General features: G+C 62.6%; 14 protein-coding genes. 9 read left to right on the top strand and 5 right to left on the bottom strand.

Translation table 11 applies throughout. The features are described 5' to 3' along the window. Nucleotides 1-4: 4 nt before the first annotated feature. Nucleotides 5-2,263, top strand: a complete 2,259-nt coding sequence (locus AC5STB_RS02785; RefSeq protein WP_495441465.1) for a tetratricopeptide repeat protein — start codon at nt 5-7, stop codon at nt 2,261-2,263. Nucleotides 2,264-2,302: 39 nt separating this feature from the next. Here the strand turns inward: AC5STB_RS02785 and AC5STB_RS02780 are convergent, their stop codons facing one another. After that, nucleotides 2,303-3,064 carry a YdhR family protein gene (locus AC5STB_RS02780; RefSeq protein ID WP_495441464.1) on the bottom strand — a complete coding sequence of 254 codons (762 nt, stop codon included), beginning with the start codon at nt 3,062-3,064 and terminating at the stop codon, nt 2,303-2,305. 89 nt (nt 3,065-3,153) lie between these two features. Here AC5STB_RS02780 and AC5STB_RS02775 point away from each other — a divergent pair, with 89 nt between their 5' ends. Beyond that, the gene (locus AC5STB_RS02775; protein ID WP_495441463.1) at nt 3,154-3,567 is read left to right on the top strand and encodes a winged helix-turn-helix transcriptional regulator; all 414 of its coding nucleotides are present in this window, start codon (nt 3,154-3,156) and stop codon (nt 3,565-3,567) included. 15 nt (nt 3,568-3,582) lie between these two features. On the opposite strand, the gene AC5STB_RS02770 is transcribed toward AC5STB_RS02775, so the two are convergent. Together AC5STB_RS02770 and AC5STB_RS02765 are read right to left on the bottom strand one after the other, a co-directional pair. After that, a complete protein-coding gene (locus tag AC5STB_RS02770; RefSeq protein ID WP_495441462.1) occupies nt 3,583-4,149 on the bottom strand; it encodes a hypothetical protein in 567 nt (188 codons plus the stop codon). Nucleotides 4,150-4,253: 104 nt separating this feature from the next. Next, complete coding sequence (locus tag AC5STB_RS02765; RefSeq protein WP_495441461.1) at nt 4,254-5,216, bottom strand: acetyl-CoA carboxylase carboxyltransferase subunit alpha; 963 nt, start codon at nt 5,214-5,216, stop codon at nt 4,254-4,256. Nucleotides 5,217-5,343: 127 nt separating this feature from the next. Here AC5STB_RS02765 and AC5STB_RS02760 point away from each other — a divergent pair, with 127 nt between their 5' ends. Beyond that, nucleotides 5,344-6,177, top strand: coding sequence for an AraC family transcriptional regulator (locus AC5STB_RS02760; protein WP_495441460.1), 834 nt, complete (start codon nt 5,344-5,346; stop codon nt 6,175-6,177). A gap of 89 nt (nt 6,178-6,266) precedes the next feature. Here the strand turns inward: AC5STB_RS02760 and AC5STB_RS02755 are convergent, their stop codons facing one another. After that, a complete protein-coding gene (locus AC5STB_RS02755) occupies nt 6,267-6,863 on the bottom strand; it encodes a LysE family translocator (protein ID WP_495441459.1) in 597 nt (198 codons plus the stop codon). A gap of 73 nt (nt 6,864-6,936) precedes the next feature. Between AC5STB_RS02755 and AC5STB_RS02750 the strand changes: the two genes are divergently transcribed. Next, entirely contained in the window at nt 6,937-7,389 is a 453-nt protein-coding gene (locus AC5STB_RS02750) for an Lrp/AsnC family transcriptional regulator (protein ID WP_495441458.1), read from the top strand. A gap of 585 nt (nt 7,390-7,974) precedes the next feature. Here AC5STB_RS02750 and AC5STB_RS02745 read toward each other — a convergent pair. Beyond that, the gene (locus AC5STB_RS02745) at nt 7,975-8,169 is read right to left on the bottom strand and encodes a hypothetical protein (RefSeq protein ID WP_495441457.1); all 195 of its coding nucleotides are present in this window, start codon (nt 8,167-8,169) and stop codon (nt 7,975-7,977) included. A gap of 872 nt (nt 8,170-9,041) precedes the next feature. Here AC5STB_RS02745 and AC5STB_RS02740 point away from each other — a divergent pair. From AC5STB_RS02740 to AC5STB_RS02720, 5 genes are read left to right on the top strand one after another with little or no spacing between them, the layout of a single operon-like run. After that, nucleotides 9,042-11,090 carry a type VI secretion system Vgr family protein gene (locus AC5STB_RS02740; RefSeq protein WP_495441456.1) on the top strand — a complete coding sequence of 683 codons (2,049 nt, stop codon included), beginning with the start codon at nt 9,042-9,044 and terminating at the stop codon, nt 11,088-11,090. Nucleotides 11,091-11,136: 46 nt separating this feature from the next. After that, a complete protein-coding gene (locus tag AC5STB_RS02735; RefSeq protein ID WP_495441455.1) occupies nt 11,137-11,394 on the top strand; it encodes a PAAR domain-containing protein in 258 nt (85 codons plus the stop codon). 58 nt (nt 11,395-11,452) lie between these two features. After that, nucleotides 11,453-12,553, top strand: a complete 1,101-nt coding sequence (locus AC5STB_RS02730) for a DUF4123 domain-containing protein (RefSeq protein WP_495441453.1) — start codon at nt 11,453-11,455, stop codon at nt 12,551-12,553. Beyond that, nucleotides 12,550-13,467: a hypothetical protein gene (locus tag AC5STB_RS02725; RefSeq protein WP_495441452.1), complete on the top strand. Its 918-nt coding sequence runs from the start codon at nt 12,550-12,552 to the stop codon at nt 13,465-13,467. The genes AC5STB_RS02730 and AC5STB_RS02725 overlap by 4 nt, the downstream gene beginning before the upstream one ends. Nucleotides 13,468-13,506: 39 nt before the next feature. Then, nucleotides 13,507-14,913, top strand: coding sequence for an esterase/lipase family protein (locus AC5STB_RS02720; RefSeq protein WP_495441451.1), 1,407 nt, complete (start codon nt 13,507-13,509; stop codon nt 14,911-14,913). Nucleotides 14,914-15,372: the final 459 nt, after the last annotated feature.

Below are 15,372 nucleotides of genomic sequence, written 5' to 3'. Positions count from 1 at the left end.
GCCCATGAAAAGCCGCTCAAATCGCCGCCTGGCAGCGATCCTGGCCGCAGATGTGGCGGGCTATTCCCGGCTGACCGCAGCGGATGAGGAGGGCACAGTTGCGGCGCTCCGCGCCATCCGCCGCGAGGTGGTGGAGCCGCTGACGGAGCGGCATGGCGGCCGGATCGCCAATACCGCCGGCGACAGTTTCCTGATCGAATTCCGCAGCGCTGTCGATGCGCTGCGCGCCGCGCTCAGCATCCAGGACCGGCTGCTGGCCCGCAATGCCGGGATTGAGGCGGACCGCGCCATCCTGCTGCGCATCGGCCTCAACGTCGGCGATGTCATCTCCAGCGGCGATGATATCCTGGGCGACGGTGTCAATGCGGCGGCCCGGCTGGAAGCCCTGGCAGAGCCCGGCGGCATCACCGCGTCCCAGGCCGTGGTCAGCTATGCCCGCCGCAGCATAACCGCGGATTTCGTCCCTATGGGCTTGCAGAAGGTCAAGAACATGCCGGAGCCGGTAAGGGCGTACCGGGTCCGCAAGGGCAGCCGTAAACCGGGCGTCGCCGGCCGCGCCGCGGGCCCGCGGGTCCGGCTGGCGATTGCGCTCGGCGCAGTGGCCGCCATGGCCGCCGCCGCGGCCTTCCTGTGGACCGGGCCGCGGCCATGGGGGCCAGAGCGGGCCCCGGCCCCGGAACAGGCAGTGCAGGCGCGCATGGCCTTACCGCTGCCGGATCTGCCCTCCATTGCCGTGCTGCCGCTTGCCGATTCCACAGGCGGCAGCGGCAATGCCATGCTGGCAGATGGTTTCTCTGAGGACCTGATCACAGACCTGTCGCGGATTTCGGGCCTGTTTGTGATCTCAGGCAATAGCTCCTTTGCCTATCAACGGCAGGAGATCACCGCCGCCCAATTCGCCGAGGAGCTGGGTGTGCGCTATGTGGTGGACGGCAGCCTGCGCCGCAGCGGCGCGGCCTTCCGGGCCAACATCCGGCTGACCGACACCGCCAGCGGGCAGCTGATTTGGGCGGAACGTTTTGACGGCGCGCTGGAGGATATCTTCTCGATCCAGAGCCGTGTCGCACTGGAGATCGCCCAGGCATTGGAACTGCCCCTGGATGCAGAAGTGCGCACCGGGATAGAGCAAGTGGACACCGCCACCATCGCCGCGCGCGAGGCGTTCCAGCAGGGCTGGGAGCTCTATGCGCGGTTCAATGAGCAGGACAATCTGGCCGCGATCCCATATTTTGAGCACGCGGTGGCGCTGGATCCCGGCTACGGCCGCGCCTGGGCCTTTTTGGCGATGGCGCATCTGCGCCCGCATATCCTCCATCATTGGCAAGGCTACGCCGCAGGTACCGGACAGACGCATATCGGGCTGTTTTACAAATACCTGCGCGAGGCTGCCCGGCACGATACACCTCTCAGGCACGTCATCCGGGCGATGGTGCTCTTGAACCTGCCGGACTGGGAAGGCGTTTACGGCGGCAGCCGGGGCACCCTTGAGGCCCGGCAGGCGGCGGCCAGGGCCATTTCTCTTCAGCCCAGCGACCCGGAGGCGCATCTGACCATGGGCTGGGCGCTGATTGCCGCCGGGGAGCCGGAGCAGGGCCTGGCTTTTGTGCGTGCTGCCATGCGGCTCGATCCCAAGCACCCCAGCCACTATGCGCTGTTCGAAGCTGCGGCTCTTTTCGCGATGGGGGAATTGCCGCAGGCCTCCAGTGTTCTGCAGGCAGCGCTGGGCCGCAATCCCCAGGCCAAGGAACTGTTGCCGGTTGCGGCCTCGGTTTTGGCGCTTCAGGGCGAGCTCCGGGCCGCGCGCGCCATGGTCGAGCGCTGGCACAGCGGCAACAGCACCGCCGCGCTTCCCGCCGCTGTGCAGGATTACTTTTTCATCCTGCGCTGGACCGGCACCAGCCAGCATCTGAACCGGCGGCTGTCGGACGGTCTGCGGCTTGCGGCCTTGCCGCCGGGGACAACGGTGGCAAGCCTCCGGGCAGAGCTGTCGTTGGCCGACGCCAGCACCCAGCGGCAGGCGGCAAAGGCGCTGGGCCTGTTCGGCCCCGCCGCGGCACCCGCGGTGCCTGAACTGACCGCCCTGCTGGACAGCCCCTCTGCCTTTGTCCGCAAGGAGGCCGCCAACGCCCTGGGCAGCATCGGCGCCGCGGCGGCGGCAGCCCTGCCTGCGCTTGAGGCCCGGGCCGGCGCTGGGCTTGCCGGACAGCGCGCGGCCCGGGCGGCGGAACGGATCCGCGCCAGCCTGGCCGGGGAGGAGCTCTGACAGCGCGGTGCCCCTGGCTCCCTGCGACCCTGCCAAGCGTCAGGCGGCCGGGCTGTAATAGGGCGAGTTCATTGCGCGGCTGGCGGTCTCGGTGACCGAGGCGTCAAACACCCTTGTGTAAAATGCGCAGCCCAGCTCCGCGGCGGTTTCAGGGAACATGTGCACCGCAAAATCCAGCGCATGCTCCAGCGTGTCAAAAGCATCGAAGCCGCCCAGCGTCTGCGTCTGCAGCCCGCTCAGCCAGACCTTGTTCTGCAGCCCCGGCAGCATCTTCAGCGCCTTGTTGCGGGCCCGCCAGGGCGCATCTTCGAACGGCACCGACAGTTGCAGCTCGGTATAGACAAAGGCGCCGGGGGCCGCCGCCGCGCCGCCGTATTGGACCGCGCCCATGTCATGGCTGGCGGCCTCGGTCGCCTGCGCATCAAACACCCGTGTATTATGCGCCACGCCAAAGGCCCGCGGCTCCGACGGGAAATAGCCGGTCACGAATTTGCGCGCGTTTTCGATGCTGTCAAAGCCGTAGAAGCCACCCAGAGAATTGTTGCCGTGACCCGACAGCCAGGTCTTGTTCAGGAAACCGGGCTGCTGCCGGATCGCCTCGTTGATCTGCTGCCAGGGCGCCTGGTCAAAAGGCACGGAAATGGCAACTTCGGTATAGACAAAGGCTTTGGGGGTCATGGCGGTTTCCTCTGCTTGGGAAAGGGATGGCAGCACCAGCGCGCCTGCTGAGGCCGCCAGCAGCCGGCGGCGGGACAGCCGCGATCGTTCGCGGATTTCCGCGGTCTTAAGGGTATCGGTCATGGTCACTCCTGAAATACTTGCGTTTTGCAAGTGTTTAATGGCTCGCATGAGTGCTTGCATTTTGCAAGTGAAAACTTTAGGCAAGGGACATGACCCAATCGCGCAGCAAATATGACTCTGGCTGTCCCGTCGCCTATGCGCTGGACATCTTCGGGGACCGCTGGAGCCTCCTGGTGATCCGCGACATGGCGGTGAAGGGCGCCCGCACCTATGGTGAACTGCTGGCCGGATGGGAGGGGATCTCCACCAACATCCTGGCGCAGCGGCTGAAGCAGCTAGAGGAGGCGGGCATCGTCACCAAGGCCAAGGACCCTGGGAACGGCCGCAGCTATGTCTATGAGTTGACAGAAAAGGGCCGCGACCTGGCGCCGGTGCTGATCGAAATCGCCCTGTGGAGCGGCCGCCACAACCCCGCCGCCCATGCCATGACCGGGTTCCTCGACAAGATCAAAGCCGACCGGCACGGCACCGAGGCCAGGATGCGGGCAGGGGAACTGCCTTAGGTGAAACAGGCCGGCTTAATCCGGCTGGCTCAGACTGGTAACAAAAAGACCCACCTGCGTCCCCCTGCCTTCGGCGGCTATCTTGGAGCCTGGCTGAAGCTCCTGAACAAAGCCCGTTGGGAAATTGCATATTTCGCCCCAAGCAAAGGGCATGTCTTTAATATCAACAGGGTTCCGGCATTTGCCGGCCTTTGACAGCTTGGCTTCCGATACGGTGTATTCCGCTTGGCTCTCAGTGCCTGCGGCCATTGCCATCACCAGGGGGATGCCCAGTGAGATGAAGTGGCTGAAGATCACAAAGCTCATTGCTGGGGCGAAACTGACCGCAAGGAATTTCATAGCTGCCCCGTGTTTTCGGGGTTGCATCCTCATGCCACCCAGAACGGCAAAGGGGGCTGCCGCAGCGGCCAATCCGCCAAGGATCGTGGCCGCCAGTTTGGTCTGATTGACCCATTGCACCGATGGCAGAAACTGGTACCCGAGCTCTCTGGAGAGGACCGCTAGCGTGCCCACTAAGACGATGGTGACAACAGCGCATGCAATAACGCGGATAATGCGCGGGCGTTCGCAGAGTTCAGGCATAATTGCCTCCACCAATGAAAATTCTGAATTGAGCTATGAAAATGCAGAGATGCAGAAACCCGGCCTCTCAGCCGGGTTTTGCTGTCTTGTGTTAGTGCCGAGGCTTACGCCGCCAGCCCCTTGGAGCCGATGGCAAGGAATTTCTGGCGCCGGTCTTTGATCAGCGCCGCGCCGTCCATGTCCTTCAGCTCGTCCAGCATCTCCTGGATCGCACCGCTGACTGAGGCGATCGCCGCTTTGGCGTCGCGGTGGGCGCCGCCCAGCGGCTCCGGGATGATCCGGTCGTTGACACCCAGCTTGTTCAGATCCTGCGCGGTGAGGCGCAGCGCTTCCGCCGCTTCGCGCATCTTCTCGGCATCCTTCCACAGGATCGACGCGCAGCCCTCAGGGGAAATCACCGAATAGATCGAATGTTCCAGCATCGCCACGCGGTTCGCCGTGGCAAAAGCCACCGCACCGCCAGAGCCGCCTTCACCGATGATCACCGAAATCAGCGGCACGCCGATCTTCAGGCACATCTCGGTCGAGCGCGCAATCGCCTCGGACTGGCCGCGTTCCTCGGCACCTTTGCCGGGGTAGGCGCCGGCAGTGTCGACGAGGGTGATCACTGGCAGTTTGAAACGGCTGGCCATTTCCATCAGCCGGATCGCCTTGCGGTAGCCTTCGGGGCGCGCCATGCCGAAGTTGCGCTCGATGCGCGATTTGGTGTCGCTGCCCTTCTCGTGGCCGATCACCACCACCGGCTGGTCGTTGAAGCGCGCCAGGCCGCCCATCACAGCCAGGTCGTCGGCAAAGTTCCGGTCGCCGGCCAGCGGCGTGTACTCGGTGAACAGCGCCTCGATGTAGTCCTTGCAATGAGGGCGCTCCGGATGTCGCGCCACCTGGCATTTGCGCCAGGGCGTCAGGTTCTTGTAGAGGTCCTTCAGCAGCTGCTCCGCCTTGGCGTCCAGCGCCTTGGCCTCATCCGCTACATCCATTTCCTCATTCGCGCGCGCCAGCGCCCGCAGTTCCTCCGCCTTGCCTTCGATTTCGGCCAGCGGCTTTTCAAATTCCAGATACTGGGTCATGTCGCCTCTGCTCTGCAGGTTTGCAGCTATATGGCCCTAGTGGCGCCAAGATGCAACTCAGCAAGATTTGTGATCTAAGCCTATGCCATCACCTAAGGGCAGAGAACCGCAAAGGGAGACGCCGCGTATGGCCGCCAGCTACGAAGACCGCATCCTGAGGGTGCTGGCCCATATCCACGGCCACACTGACGGCGACCTGTCGCTGGACCGGCTCGCGGACGTGGCGGCGATGTCGCGGTTCCACTGGCACCGGGTGTTCCGCGCCCTGACCGGTGAAACCTGCGCGCAGGCCGTGCGCCGCATCCGGCTGCACCGTGCCGCGGTCTGGCTGGTGATGGAAGAGATGCCCATCGCGCAGGTGGCCGCCCGTGCCGGCTATCCGAACCAGAACAGTTTCTCCCGCGCGTTCTCTGATGCTTACGGCAGCAGCCCGGCGGCCTTCCGCCGCGACGGCCAGGTGCGGCTGCCCAATCCACCCCTCAGAACAGGAAGCTATCCCATGTATGACGTGATCACCCGAACCGACCCCGCCCGCCGCCTGGCCGGCCTGCCGCACACCGGCGCCTACCATGAAATCGGCAAGAGCTTTGAGGCTTTCGGCGCAATCTGCGAAAGCCGCCGTCTCTGGCCGCAGCTGGGCGCCGTTGTGGGCGTCTATTTCGACAGCCCGGATGAGGTGGCCGAAGCCGAGCTGCGCAGCTTTGCCGGCGCGGAGTTTACCGGTGATGCGCTGCCTGACGGCATGGAGGAGGTGGATCTGCCCGGCGGCCGCGTTGCGGTGCTCATCTACAAGGGGCCGTATTCCGGCATCCACGCCGCCTATCACAGCCTGTTCGGCAACTGGCTGCCCGGGTCGGGCGAGGAGCCTGCCGATCAGCCCTGCTATGAGGTCTATCTCAACAATCCCCGCGATACCGCGCCTGAGGATCTTCTGACCGAAATCTGCCTGCCTCTGAAGTAACGACCCCGCCCGGCATCAGGCCGGGCAGCGCCCGCCCTCTCGCGCGGGGGCGGGCGCTCCGCCCCTTCGGGCCGGGAGTGCCGCTTGCCTTACTGTGGCCAGATCACCGGATAGAGCGAGGCCACCAGCAGTGCCGCCATGGTCCAGTTGAACAGCACCAGCCGGCGCGGGCTGGTCAGGAATCGCGCCATCTGCTGGCCCAGCACCGTCCAGGAGCCGACCGAGGGCAGGTTAATGGCGCCGAAAATCACCCCCACCAGCAGGATCGCCGCCAGCGTCTGATCCGGGGTGTAGGCGCTGATCGCGGTCAGGGCCATCGCCCAGGCCTTGGGGTTCACCCATTGAAACGCCGCCGCCTGCAAAAAGGTCATCGGGTGCCCCTCCGCGCCTTTGGCCTGCACCGGCGCGGCATTGGCGATCTTCCACGCGAGCCACAAAAGGTAAACGACGGAAACCGCCTTCAGCACCGTGTAGCTCACTGGAAAGGCGTCAAACACTTGCACCAGCCCGGCGCCCACCAGCAGCACCATGAAGACGAACCCCAGCGCCACCCCCAGCATATGCGGGATGGTGCGGCGGAAGCCGAAATTGGCGCCCGAGGCCATCAGCATCAGATTGTTGGGCCCCGGCGTGATCGAGGAGACAAATGCAAAAAGCGCAAGCGCGGTGAGAAGTTCATAAGTCATGCGCAAAATGATTGCGCCAAACCCGCCAAATGAAATTGCGTTCTGCGGTGTCTTGCGCGTATTTTCGCAATTAATGGCGAAAAATGACAAGATAAATCAGCAGATATTGCGAGAACTTTATCGCGACGGCCGGATCAGCAACCTGGAGCTGGCGGAACGCGTGGGCCTGTCGCCCTCGGCCTGCCTGCGCCGGGTGCAGGAGCTGGAGCGTGCAGGCGTCATCACCGGCTACCGCGCGGTGCTGGACCGGCAGAAACTGGGGATGGGCTTTGCTACCTACATCGGCGTCGGCCTGGGGGAGCATACCAAGGAAGCGCAGCAAGCCTTCGAACGCGCCATGCAGGCGGCGCCGGAAGTGGTCGAATGCCACAACATCACCGGCACCATCGAATACCTCCTGCGCGTCGAATGCGCCGATTTGCCGAGCTACAAAAAGTTCCACACCGATATCCTCGGTACCTCGCCGTATGTCACAGCGATCACCACCTATGTGGTGATGGGCTCACCCAAAGATCTGCGGGCGTGATCTCTGGCTAAGGCTGGATTTTGAGTATTTAGAGAAAGATGAAGCGGGGCAGCCTTTCATCTTTCCTCAAATACTCACTTCGCCACGCCTGCCTCAGGGGGGGCGCCGCGGCGGGGTGTTGCGCACCCTGCGTACGCTGCTCTCACGGGATCTTAAGCCGCTTTTGGCAGTCTTCATCCCGGTCGCGATCACCCGCCGGGGCTTGGCTCCCCGGCACCTTTGGAACCGGACTCCCGCCTGGCAGCGGGGCCGTGCAGAGACAACGTTTAGCACGCGGGCGGATACGCCCGTCCATCTCCGCCATTTTGGCGGCGCCGCCAATTCATAATGCCTCCGCTGAACCGGAACATTGAGACAGGCAGATACGGAACAGACGTACCGGCAGGGCAGGGACCTTGGCTGGCCGTATCCGGTTGCCTCAGGGGTAAGCGGTGTATCGGCCCCGGAAATTGACTGGCCCGCAAAAATTTTGCCGGCAGGCATGTATTAGACCAACAATTCACTCAATGGCTGGCTAGGCGATTCCCTATGCCGCAGATGTACCTCCAGGCGGCTTCAATAGCTCCGGAATGACCGAAGTCCTCTTTATGCAAACACAACCCTTCCAGGCGCCGCCTGAGGCGCGTGGCCGCCTAGCATCGCCGGATCTGTCGGCCGCCGCTTGAAGGGAAGCTGGCGAACAGCGCTGAGAATGCCATCGCAAAGAAGGCCGATAGGGCTCAGCTCGCCAGCACCCGTCTCCTGCTGACCCGGCAGCCAGCCGGGCTCTTGGATGGTCATTGCAAATTTCCTCATGGGATATCGGCCTCCGCCCGCCAACCGGACGCAGGGAGTCACACACCGGGGCTGCGCGAAGCCGGCCCCGCTGAGGCGCCATTCCGTGAAGACAGGCAAAGAGAGGCCGTCCCGCCCTGCCGTTTAGGGTCAGGGCCGGTTCGCTCATCTTTCCATTCACGGGAATGTGCCTATTGGGTGAGGAAGCCCGTCGCCCACGCAGAAGCCTTGCGACGGATCGCAGGATTTGCTACGGGACCAGTATCTACGCTGGCGGGTTTCGGTCTGCCTCGAACGATCACGCCGGTATGCGCCAACATTCCGGTGTTTTCGTTTCTAAAGATGTTCAGGTCTTCATTCTGGTCTCTCCATCTGCAGATCTTCGCGGCGAGGCTGTGTACACCGGTTCGCGCGAAGGTGGAATGATTTCGCTTAAATCAATGCCTTGTGCGAAAATGGGACTGCAGTTTCGATAGTCTCAGAGGGCGTTCCAGCTGCACCCGAAGACATTGTGCTTCGCTGCAATTCCTCCGCAAGTTACGGGCCTTGGCGCTCCCTCGCTGCTGTGCAGGAAACTTGCGAAAACGGCTCCACGGCGGATGCCGCCCTCACAAAGTTCCCGTTTGTACAATGATCGGGGAGCTTCGAGCCCCGATTATCCCAGACCGGCGGCCGTTCTTCGGCAGGCGATTCGAGGGGTAATAAGCCGTCAGAGGAACCGTACGGCTGAACGTGCTCTCACGCTGACGGCGAAGGCGATATGAGTGATATTGTTCAGCATCATGGGCGGAGATTACCCAGCTGCTGCTGTCCGCCGGCCGCTTGACCCTTGTGCGGAAACCCTTAGTGTCCGGCACAACTTTTAAGGGTTTTGTTTGATGAACGCATTTGTGCAGGACGCCCGGCTGGGGCGGCTTTCCACCGTGCTGGGGCCGGAGGCGCTGGCGCTGATGCGCTTTGACGGCACCGAGGCGCTGAACGGGCTGTTTGACTACTCGGTCGAGGCGCTGGCCACCCGCGACGACATTGATTTCGATGCACTGCTGGGCACCCACGCCACGGTCACGATTGCAGGCGCCGAAGGGCCTGCGCAGTTCGACGGCATCATCACCGAGGCGCGCTGGAAAGGCCCGGGCGAGAATGGCTGGCGCTACGACCTGCGCCTCCGGCCCTGGTTCTGGCTTGCGGGCAAGCGGCGCAACCAGCGGATCTTTCACCATAAAACCGTGGTGGAGATCCTGCAGGAACTGCTGGCGGACTACGGCCATCTGGGCAACCCGCATCTGGAGATTGCCCTCAGCAACGACTACCCGGAGCTGGAATACACAGTGCAGTACCGTGAAAGCGACCTGGATTTCGCGCGCCGCCTGATGGAGCGGTTCGGGATCTGCTTTCACATCCGCCACCAGGAGGCCAGCCACACGCTGGTGCTGACGGACGACGTGCTGAACCATGCGGAAATCCCGCCCCGCCCCTATTACGGCACCGCCCAGAACCAGGGCGCGCAGGGCGAGCATTTCTGGGCCTGGGGGCCGGAGCGGCGGCTGACGACGGGCGCAACCCGGCTCACCGATTACAACTTCAAGACGCCGACGGCGGCGATGGAAAGCGACCGCATCGGCGATGCGGCTTATGCCGAGGGGCAGCTGGAGGCCTATGATTATCCCGGCGGTTACCTGGACCTGGGACGCGGCAAGACGGTGGCGCAGCTGCGCTGCGAAGAGGAGCGCGGCCATGACGCGCGCCAGTTCGCCAGCGGCGACATCACCGGCTTGCGGCCGGGCGGCGTGGTGCCCTTGCAGGGCGGCGATGCGGTGCCCGGCGACGGCGCCAAACATCTCTGCCTCTGGGCGCGCTATTCTTTCGTCAGCCAAAGCTACGGCTCCAACCGCGAGGGCGTTTCGGCGGACCGTCCCTTCACCGCCGATTACCGCCTGATGCCGGTGACCGCCCCGATGGTGCCGCCGCGGGCGACGCCGGTGCCGGTGGTACAGGGCCCGCAGACCGCGGTGGTGGTCGGCGAGGGCGAGATCGACTGCGATGAGCACGGCCGCATTCTGGTGCATTTCCACTGGGACCTGGAGAAGGCCTATTCGATGCGCTGCCGGGTCAGCCAGAACTGGGCCAGCCAGGGCTGGGGCGGCATGGTGATCCCGCGCATCGGCATGGAAGTGGTGGTCGAGTTCCTGGAAGGCGACCCCGACAAACCGCTGGTCACCGGCTGCGTCTACAACGGCCGCAACAAGCCGCCTTATCCGCTGCCGCAGCATAAGACCAAATCGGTGTTCAAGACCGACACCCACCAGGGCAGCGGCTTCAACGAGCTGACCTTCGAGGACGAGCGCGATAAGGAAAAGATCTATATGCACGGCCAGAAGGACCAGGAGATTGTCATCGAGAATGACCGCTCCAAGACCATCGGCCGCGACGAGAACAACGCCATTGGCCGCGACCGCACCCAAAGCGTCGGCCAGGACGAAACCCTGTCGGTGGGCCGCGACCAGAGAGAAACCGTGGGTCAGGACGTGCTCTATAAGGTCGGCCGCAACCAGCAGGAGGAATACGGCAAGGACCATGTGCATGTGGTGGGCAATATCCACAAGCAGGACATCTATGCCGACCATCTGGTGCAGATCGGCCGCAACCGCGAGGAAACGGTGTTCGGCAAATCCATCCTCAACGTGACCGAGGCGATCACCAACAACACCCGCAGCCACACGCTGATGGCGTTTGAGAAGTTCACCATCAAGGGGCCAGGCGGCAAGATCACCATCGATGCGGGCGGGATCACGCTGGAGGCCGCCAGCATCAACCTGAAAGGCGCGGTCAGCATGGGCGGCAGCGGCGGCGCCCAGGTGCCCACGCTGCAGAACGCCGCCCGCGAGGCCCTGCCGCTGGTCGAAGAATGCGTTCAGCAAAAGGAGTGATGCGGATGGCGCGCCGGATCCCCCGCTTGCCCCAGGAGGCAGCCCGATGCAGCCGGTAGCCCGCATCGGAGACACCCACGCCTGCCCCAGATGCCGCAGCTGCAAGATCGTCAGCGGCGGCAGCGCCGCCGTCGACGGCCGCCCCGTCGCCCGCGTGGGCGACAAGACCAGCTGCGGCGCGGTGATCACCGCCGGGTCGTCCATGTCGACGGACGACGGCCGTCCCATCGCCTACGTGGGCTCCCCGACCTCCATCGGCGGCACCATCACCAGCGGGTCGCCAAACCACAAGGTCATGCCGTGAAGGGGCCCGCTCTCCGCACTGCAGCTGATGCCTCGATGATCAGACTTGGAAACCCGCGATGAACGAACCGCTAAAGCACCCGGACCTTCCGGCAGAAGACGACTACTGGCTGGGCATCGATGCCGCGGGCACAGCCTCCGCGGATCAAAGGCCTTACCTCCATATCGAGGGCATCCCGGGGGTCGCGCCTCTGGATGCTCAATTTGGAGCCTGGCCTCTCAAAACCGTGCCGGATGCCCTGCTTGAACCGCTGTTCGGCCAGCCGGAAGCCGGTCCAGCCGGGGCCGGCGGCAGCGGCGACGCCGATGAACCGGCGCTGTTGAAGACCTATGCTCTGATCGACGCCGCCAAACTGCACGCCGGGTTCGACGAGATCCAGACCTGCGGGCTGCCGTTCCGCTGCCTGTTCCAGGGCGAGGCCGCGGAGGAGCTGAAAGACGCCGCCCCTTATCTGGTCGAACTTGCCCCCGATGCCCGCTTCACCCGCGCCCTGTTCACCCATATCCCCGACGCCCCGGCCCATCTGTCCACCCTGCACCTGTGGCACAGGAACCCCGGCATCTTCCTCCGCTCCAGCGCGGATTTTGACGCGGTTTGGAAACACTTCAGGAAGTTCACCCGCATCCGCGACGAAAACGGAAAGTGGTTCTTCTTCAGGTTCTGGGAGGCTGCAACTGCGCATGCGTTTGCAGCCCAAGCAGACACAATTGAGCTGGCAGAGGCCATGCTGAATGACGGGAGCCGCCTGGGGCAAACATGGATCCTGATCTCGGCAGACACAGGCAAGGCAACCGTATGCAAATATTGCGCGGACCGCGGCGCTATTCCGGCCACGGCGCCAAGGCTGACATCAAAAGTTCTAGCAGCCTTTGACTGTGAAATTGAAGCACAGCAGGACGCACTGGACATCACTGCGGCGCTTGAGCTCGTGCCCTCGGGAACGGTATTGCCGAATAACGAAAGCTTGCGGTCTTCTCTCAGGGCATTGAGAAAAGTTGGCTTTTCCGCTGCCGGCAAACGGCAGCAAGCGCTCGGTCTTTTTGTCCGTGCGTCGCTCAGCGGAATGCACAGGGACGCATCAGAGATATTGCATAAAACGGAGCAAGGCCCGGCAATCCGCCTGTGGCATTTGAAAAATCTGGTTGAGGGAAATGAATGACAATTCAGCGCAGCGTATGGCCGCTTTTTCTGGCCGCGTTCACTCTATTGGGAAGCATGGCAATGGCTGAAACAGGAAAAACAAAAACACACTGCATCGGGCGCCTGCTGGTCGAAGTGCCGGAGGAGTTTGAAGTGCTGCGCCACGATGGAACGGTGCGTGCGCGGAGGGTCGAGCGTATCGGACCGGGGGACGAGCGGGATCTCCAGCATATTACAGCCGATAGAGTACGCGCCTTGCGGAACAAGGAGGTTATCGAGGCCGGCGACCCCAAAATTTTTCTTGGGACGGAAGATCTGAATGGTGTCACCATTATCAAGAGCATTCTGGATACTTCCGTTATGGGCGTACAAATGTCCGAACCCTGGGACGAAGAGGCTTTCGTTCTGTCTGAAGGGGTCATCTTTCGCCTGTCTGGAGTTGCTAGCGAGGAGAGACTTGCCAGCCACCGCCGGAGTTTGAGCTTGGTCGCCAACGCCATTCGTCCCCGGGCACAGGGTGAAATATCCGCTGGCGAGGGCACTTGCCTTGAAAACTCTTTCTTTGCGCTGGCGCCTGGAAACGAGCAAATCGGTGCAACCTTCGTTCACGCCTCCGAACGCGCGATTTTGCTGCGGGTCTCCACTTCGGTTCGCGATCCTGGCAACGGCGCCCTCGATTTCAGCGCCATCCAGGGAACAGACGGCGAACCGGTGCGTATCGCAGGATTTGAAGGCAAGGAGCTGAGGTTGTGGGACGGACCAATAAACCTCTCAGCCATAGTTGGACAGCAACCTGGTCCGGACCGTCCCGGGTACAAAATTACCCTGGAGTATTCTGACAGCCGGAAAGATGCCGGGTCACGGCCCTACACCCGTGAAGAAGCCCGCTCCTTTTGGGAGAGCTTTACCGGCAGCATTCAAGTGAAGAAATGATCAATGGCAAATTCATCTGTTCAAGCATGTCCGCCTCCGGTGGCTTTGCCAATTATCTTTGTGCCTGGCATTATGGGGAGCAGGTTACGCATTACGGGTACAGATACCGTTGTTTGGGAACCGCAGGACAGCCTTCAGAATGCTATGGGACTGGCGCGTAGAGGCCCTATAGGAAAGCGCGAACTTATGATCGGTCCTGATGGAGCGGCTTTCAATCCCAGCTACTTGGAAGTTGATCCCGGCACAATTGGCGGTGCGCTGACACAGGACCGTATCGACAGGGGCTGGGGCGGGCTGATGCAAGGCTCCTATGCAAGCTTCATGATGTGGCTGGATCTGACGGCGGAAACCCCCGCGGCCGGCCAGGTCCCGAAGGGCTGCTTCAACCTGCACTATGAGGCCTGGGCGCACCCTTACAACTGGTCAGACGACAATCTGAATTCAGGCAAAAAACTTGGCGAGACGGTCGATAGGGCAGTTGCGGAGACAGAACAGAAATACCAGGGCACAGATGTTCTTGTTCTGAAGCCTGTCATCGTGACCCACTCCATGGGCGGGCTTGTCTCAAGGGCCTATACCCAAATTCATGGCGGCGCCAGCAAGGTCCATGGCGTCATTCATGGGGCCTTGCCCTGCGAGGGCGCGCCGGCGGCCTACAAGCGCATTGTTGCCGGTTTCGAAGGCAGCGGAGTGCAGGGAACCGTTGAGCGCTGGGTGCTGGGCGCCAATCAGCAGGAAGCCACAGCAACTGCTGCGAATATGCCCGGTGTTCTGGAGCTTCTGCCCAATCAGTTTCACAAAGGCGCCGACGGCCGGACGGACTGGCTGCGTGTCACCAGCAGGACTGGTGCCAATATCTGTTCAAAACCGGCCTCCAATCCCTATGGTGAAATTTATCTCAACCAAAGCGATTGGTGGATGATGATTCATGAGGACTATCTGCGGCCGGGTTCTGATGACACAGAGCATCGGGAAGAGGCTTTCCGTGACTATACGAAACAGCTCCAAACCGCAGCTCGCTTCCACGCCAAGCTCGGCCCCAGTGCATTTCACCCGAACACCCGGATGTTTTACGCCAGCGATACCAGCCACCCGGCCTGGGATCACATCGAATGGAAACAGTCGGGACGGCAAGACACCCCTGCTTCCGATGCGATCAGGCAAAGCGATGGCCGCGGCCAGATCGAATGGGGGCAGTACTTTGTTCACCCTGCGCCGTTGTACGGTGGTACTGCGACCTTTGCTGCCGATACCCGGTACCAGCTCCAGCCGCCGGAAGCCGCCGGTGATGGGACCGTCCATGCCGGCTCCGGCCGCTATGTATCCGGCCCCATGTCAGTCGCGACAAACAGCGGATTTGAACACCAGGCGGCATATGATTTAACCGAAGCCCGCCGCCTGACCGCAGAATGGCTATTTGATATGGTTGAGGAGCAACTCCAATAGCTACAGCGGACCTCAGCCGCCTGCACGCAACGGTGCGCAAAATCACCCCCGGGGTTTGGCATGGGCGGCGGCGGATTCAGCGGCTCGGTTGTCCCGCCAACCAAACACTTCATAAACCCGGGACTTGTGCATCTGGTTCTGGAAGCTCCCCCTGTTTCCGAACAGGACCGCATGTCTGATCTGCGCGTGGATGCGTCTTCTAATGAACGACTACCCTTGCGGAAGTCGACCGGCTCCGAAGCAAGGTAAATCCGGAAGGTGCTGGCGGGAGAAATCATTGTGCCGCCCTCACGGCATGCAAAACTTCCGCCAAATGATCCGCAGGGTAGCCAGGAGGTATCTCGATGGCTGCCGCTCCGATACAGATCCGGCAGGAGGTGCTGCTTGCAGCCTCGGGTCCATTCTCGCGAGGAGACCCGGCCGGCCGCTGGGCCGCCGGAGCAACGACCTGGAAAGAAG

This window comes from Leisingera sp. CC-HEC093, from assembly GCF_059429195.1.
The sequence above is the reverse complement of the archived record's forward strand: the minus strand, read 5'-3'. Positions and strand labels throughout refer to the sequence as shown.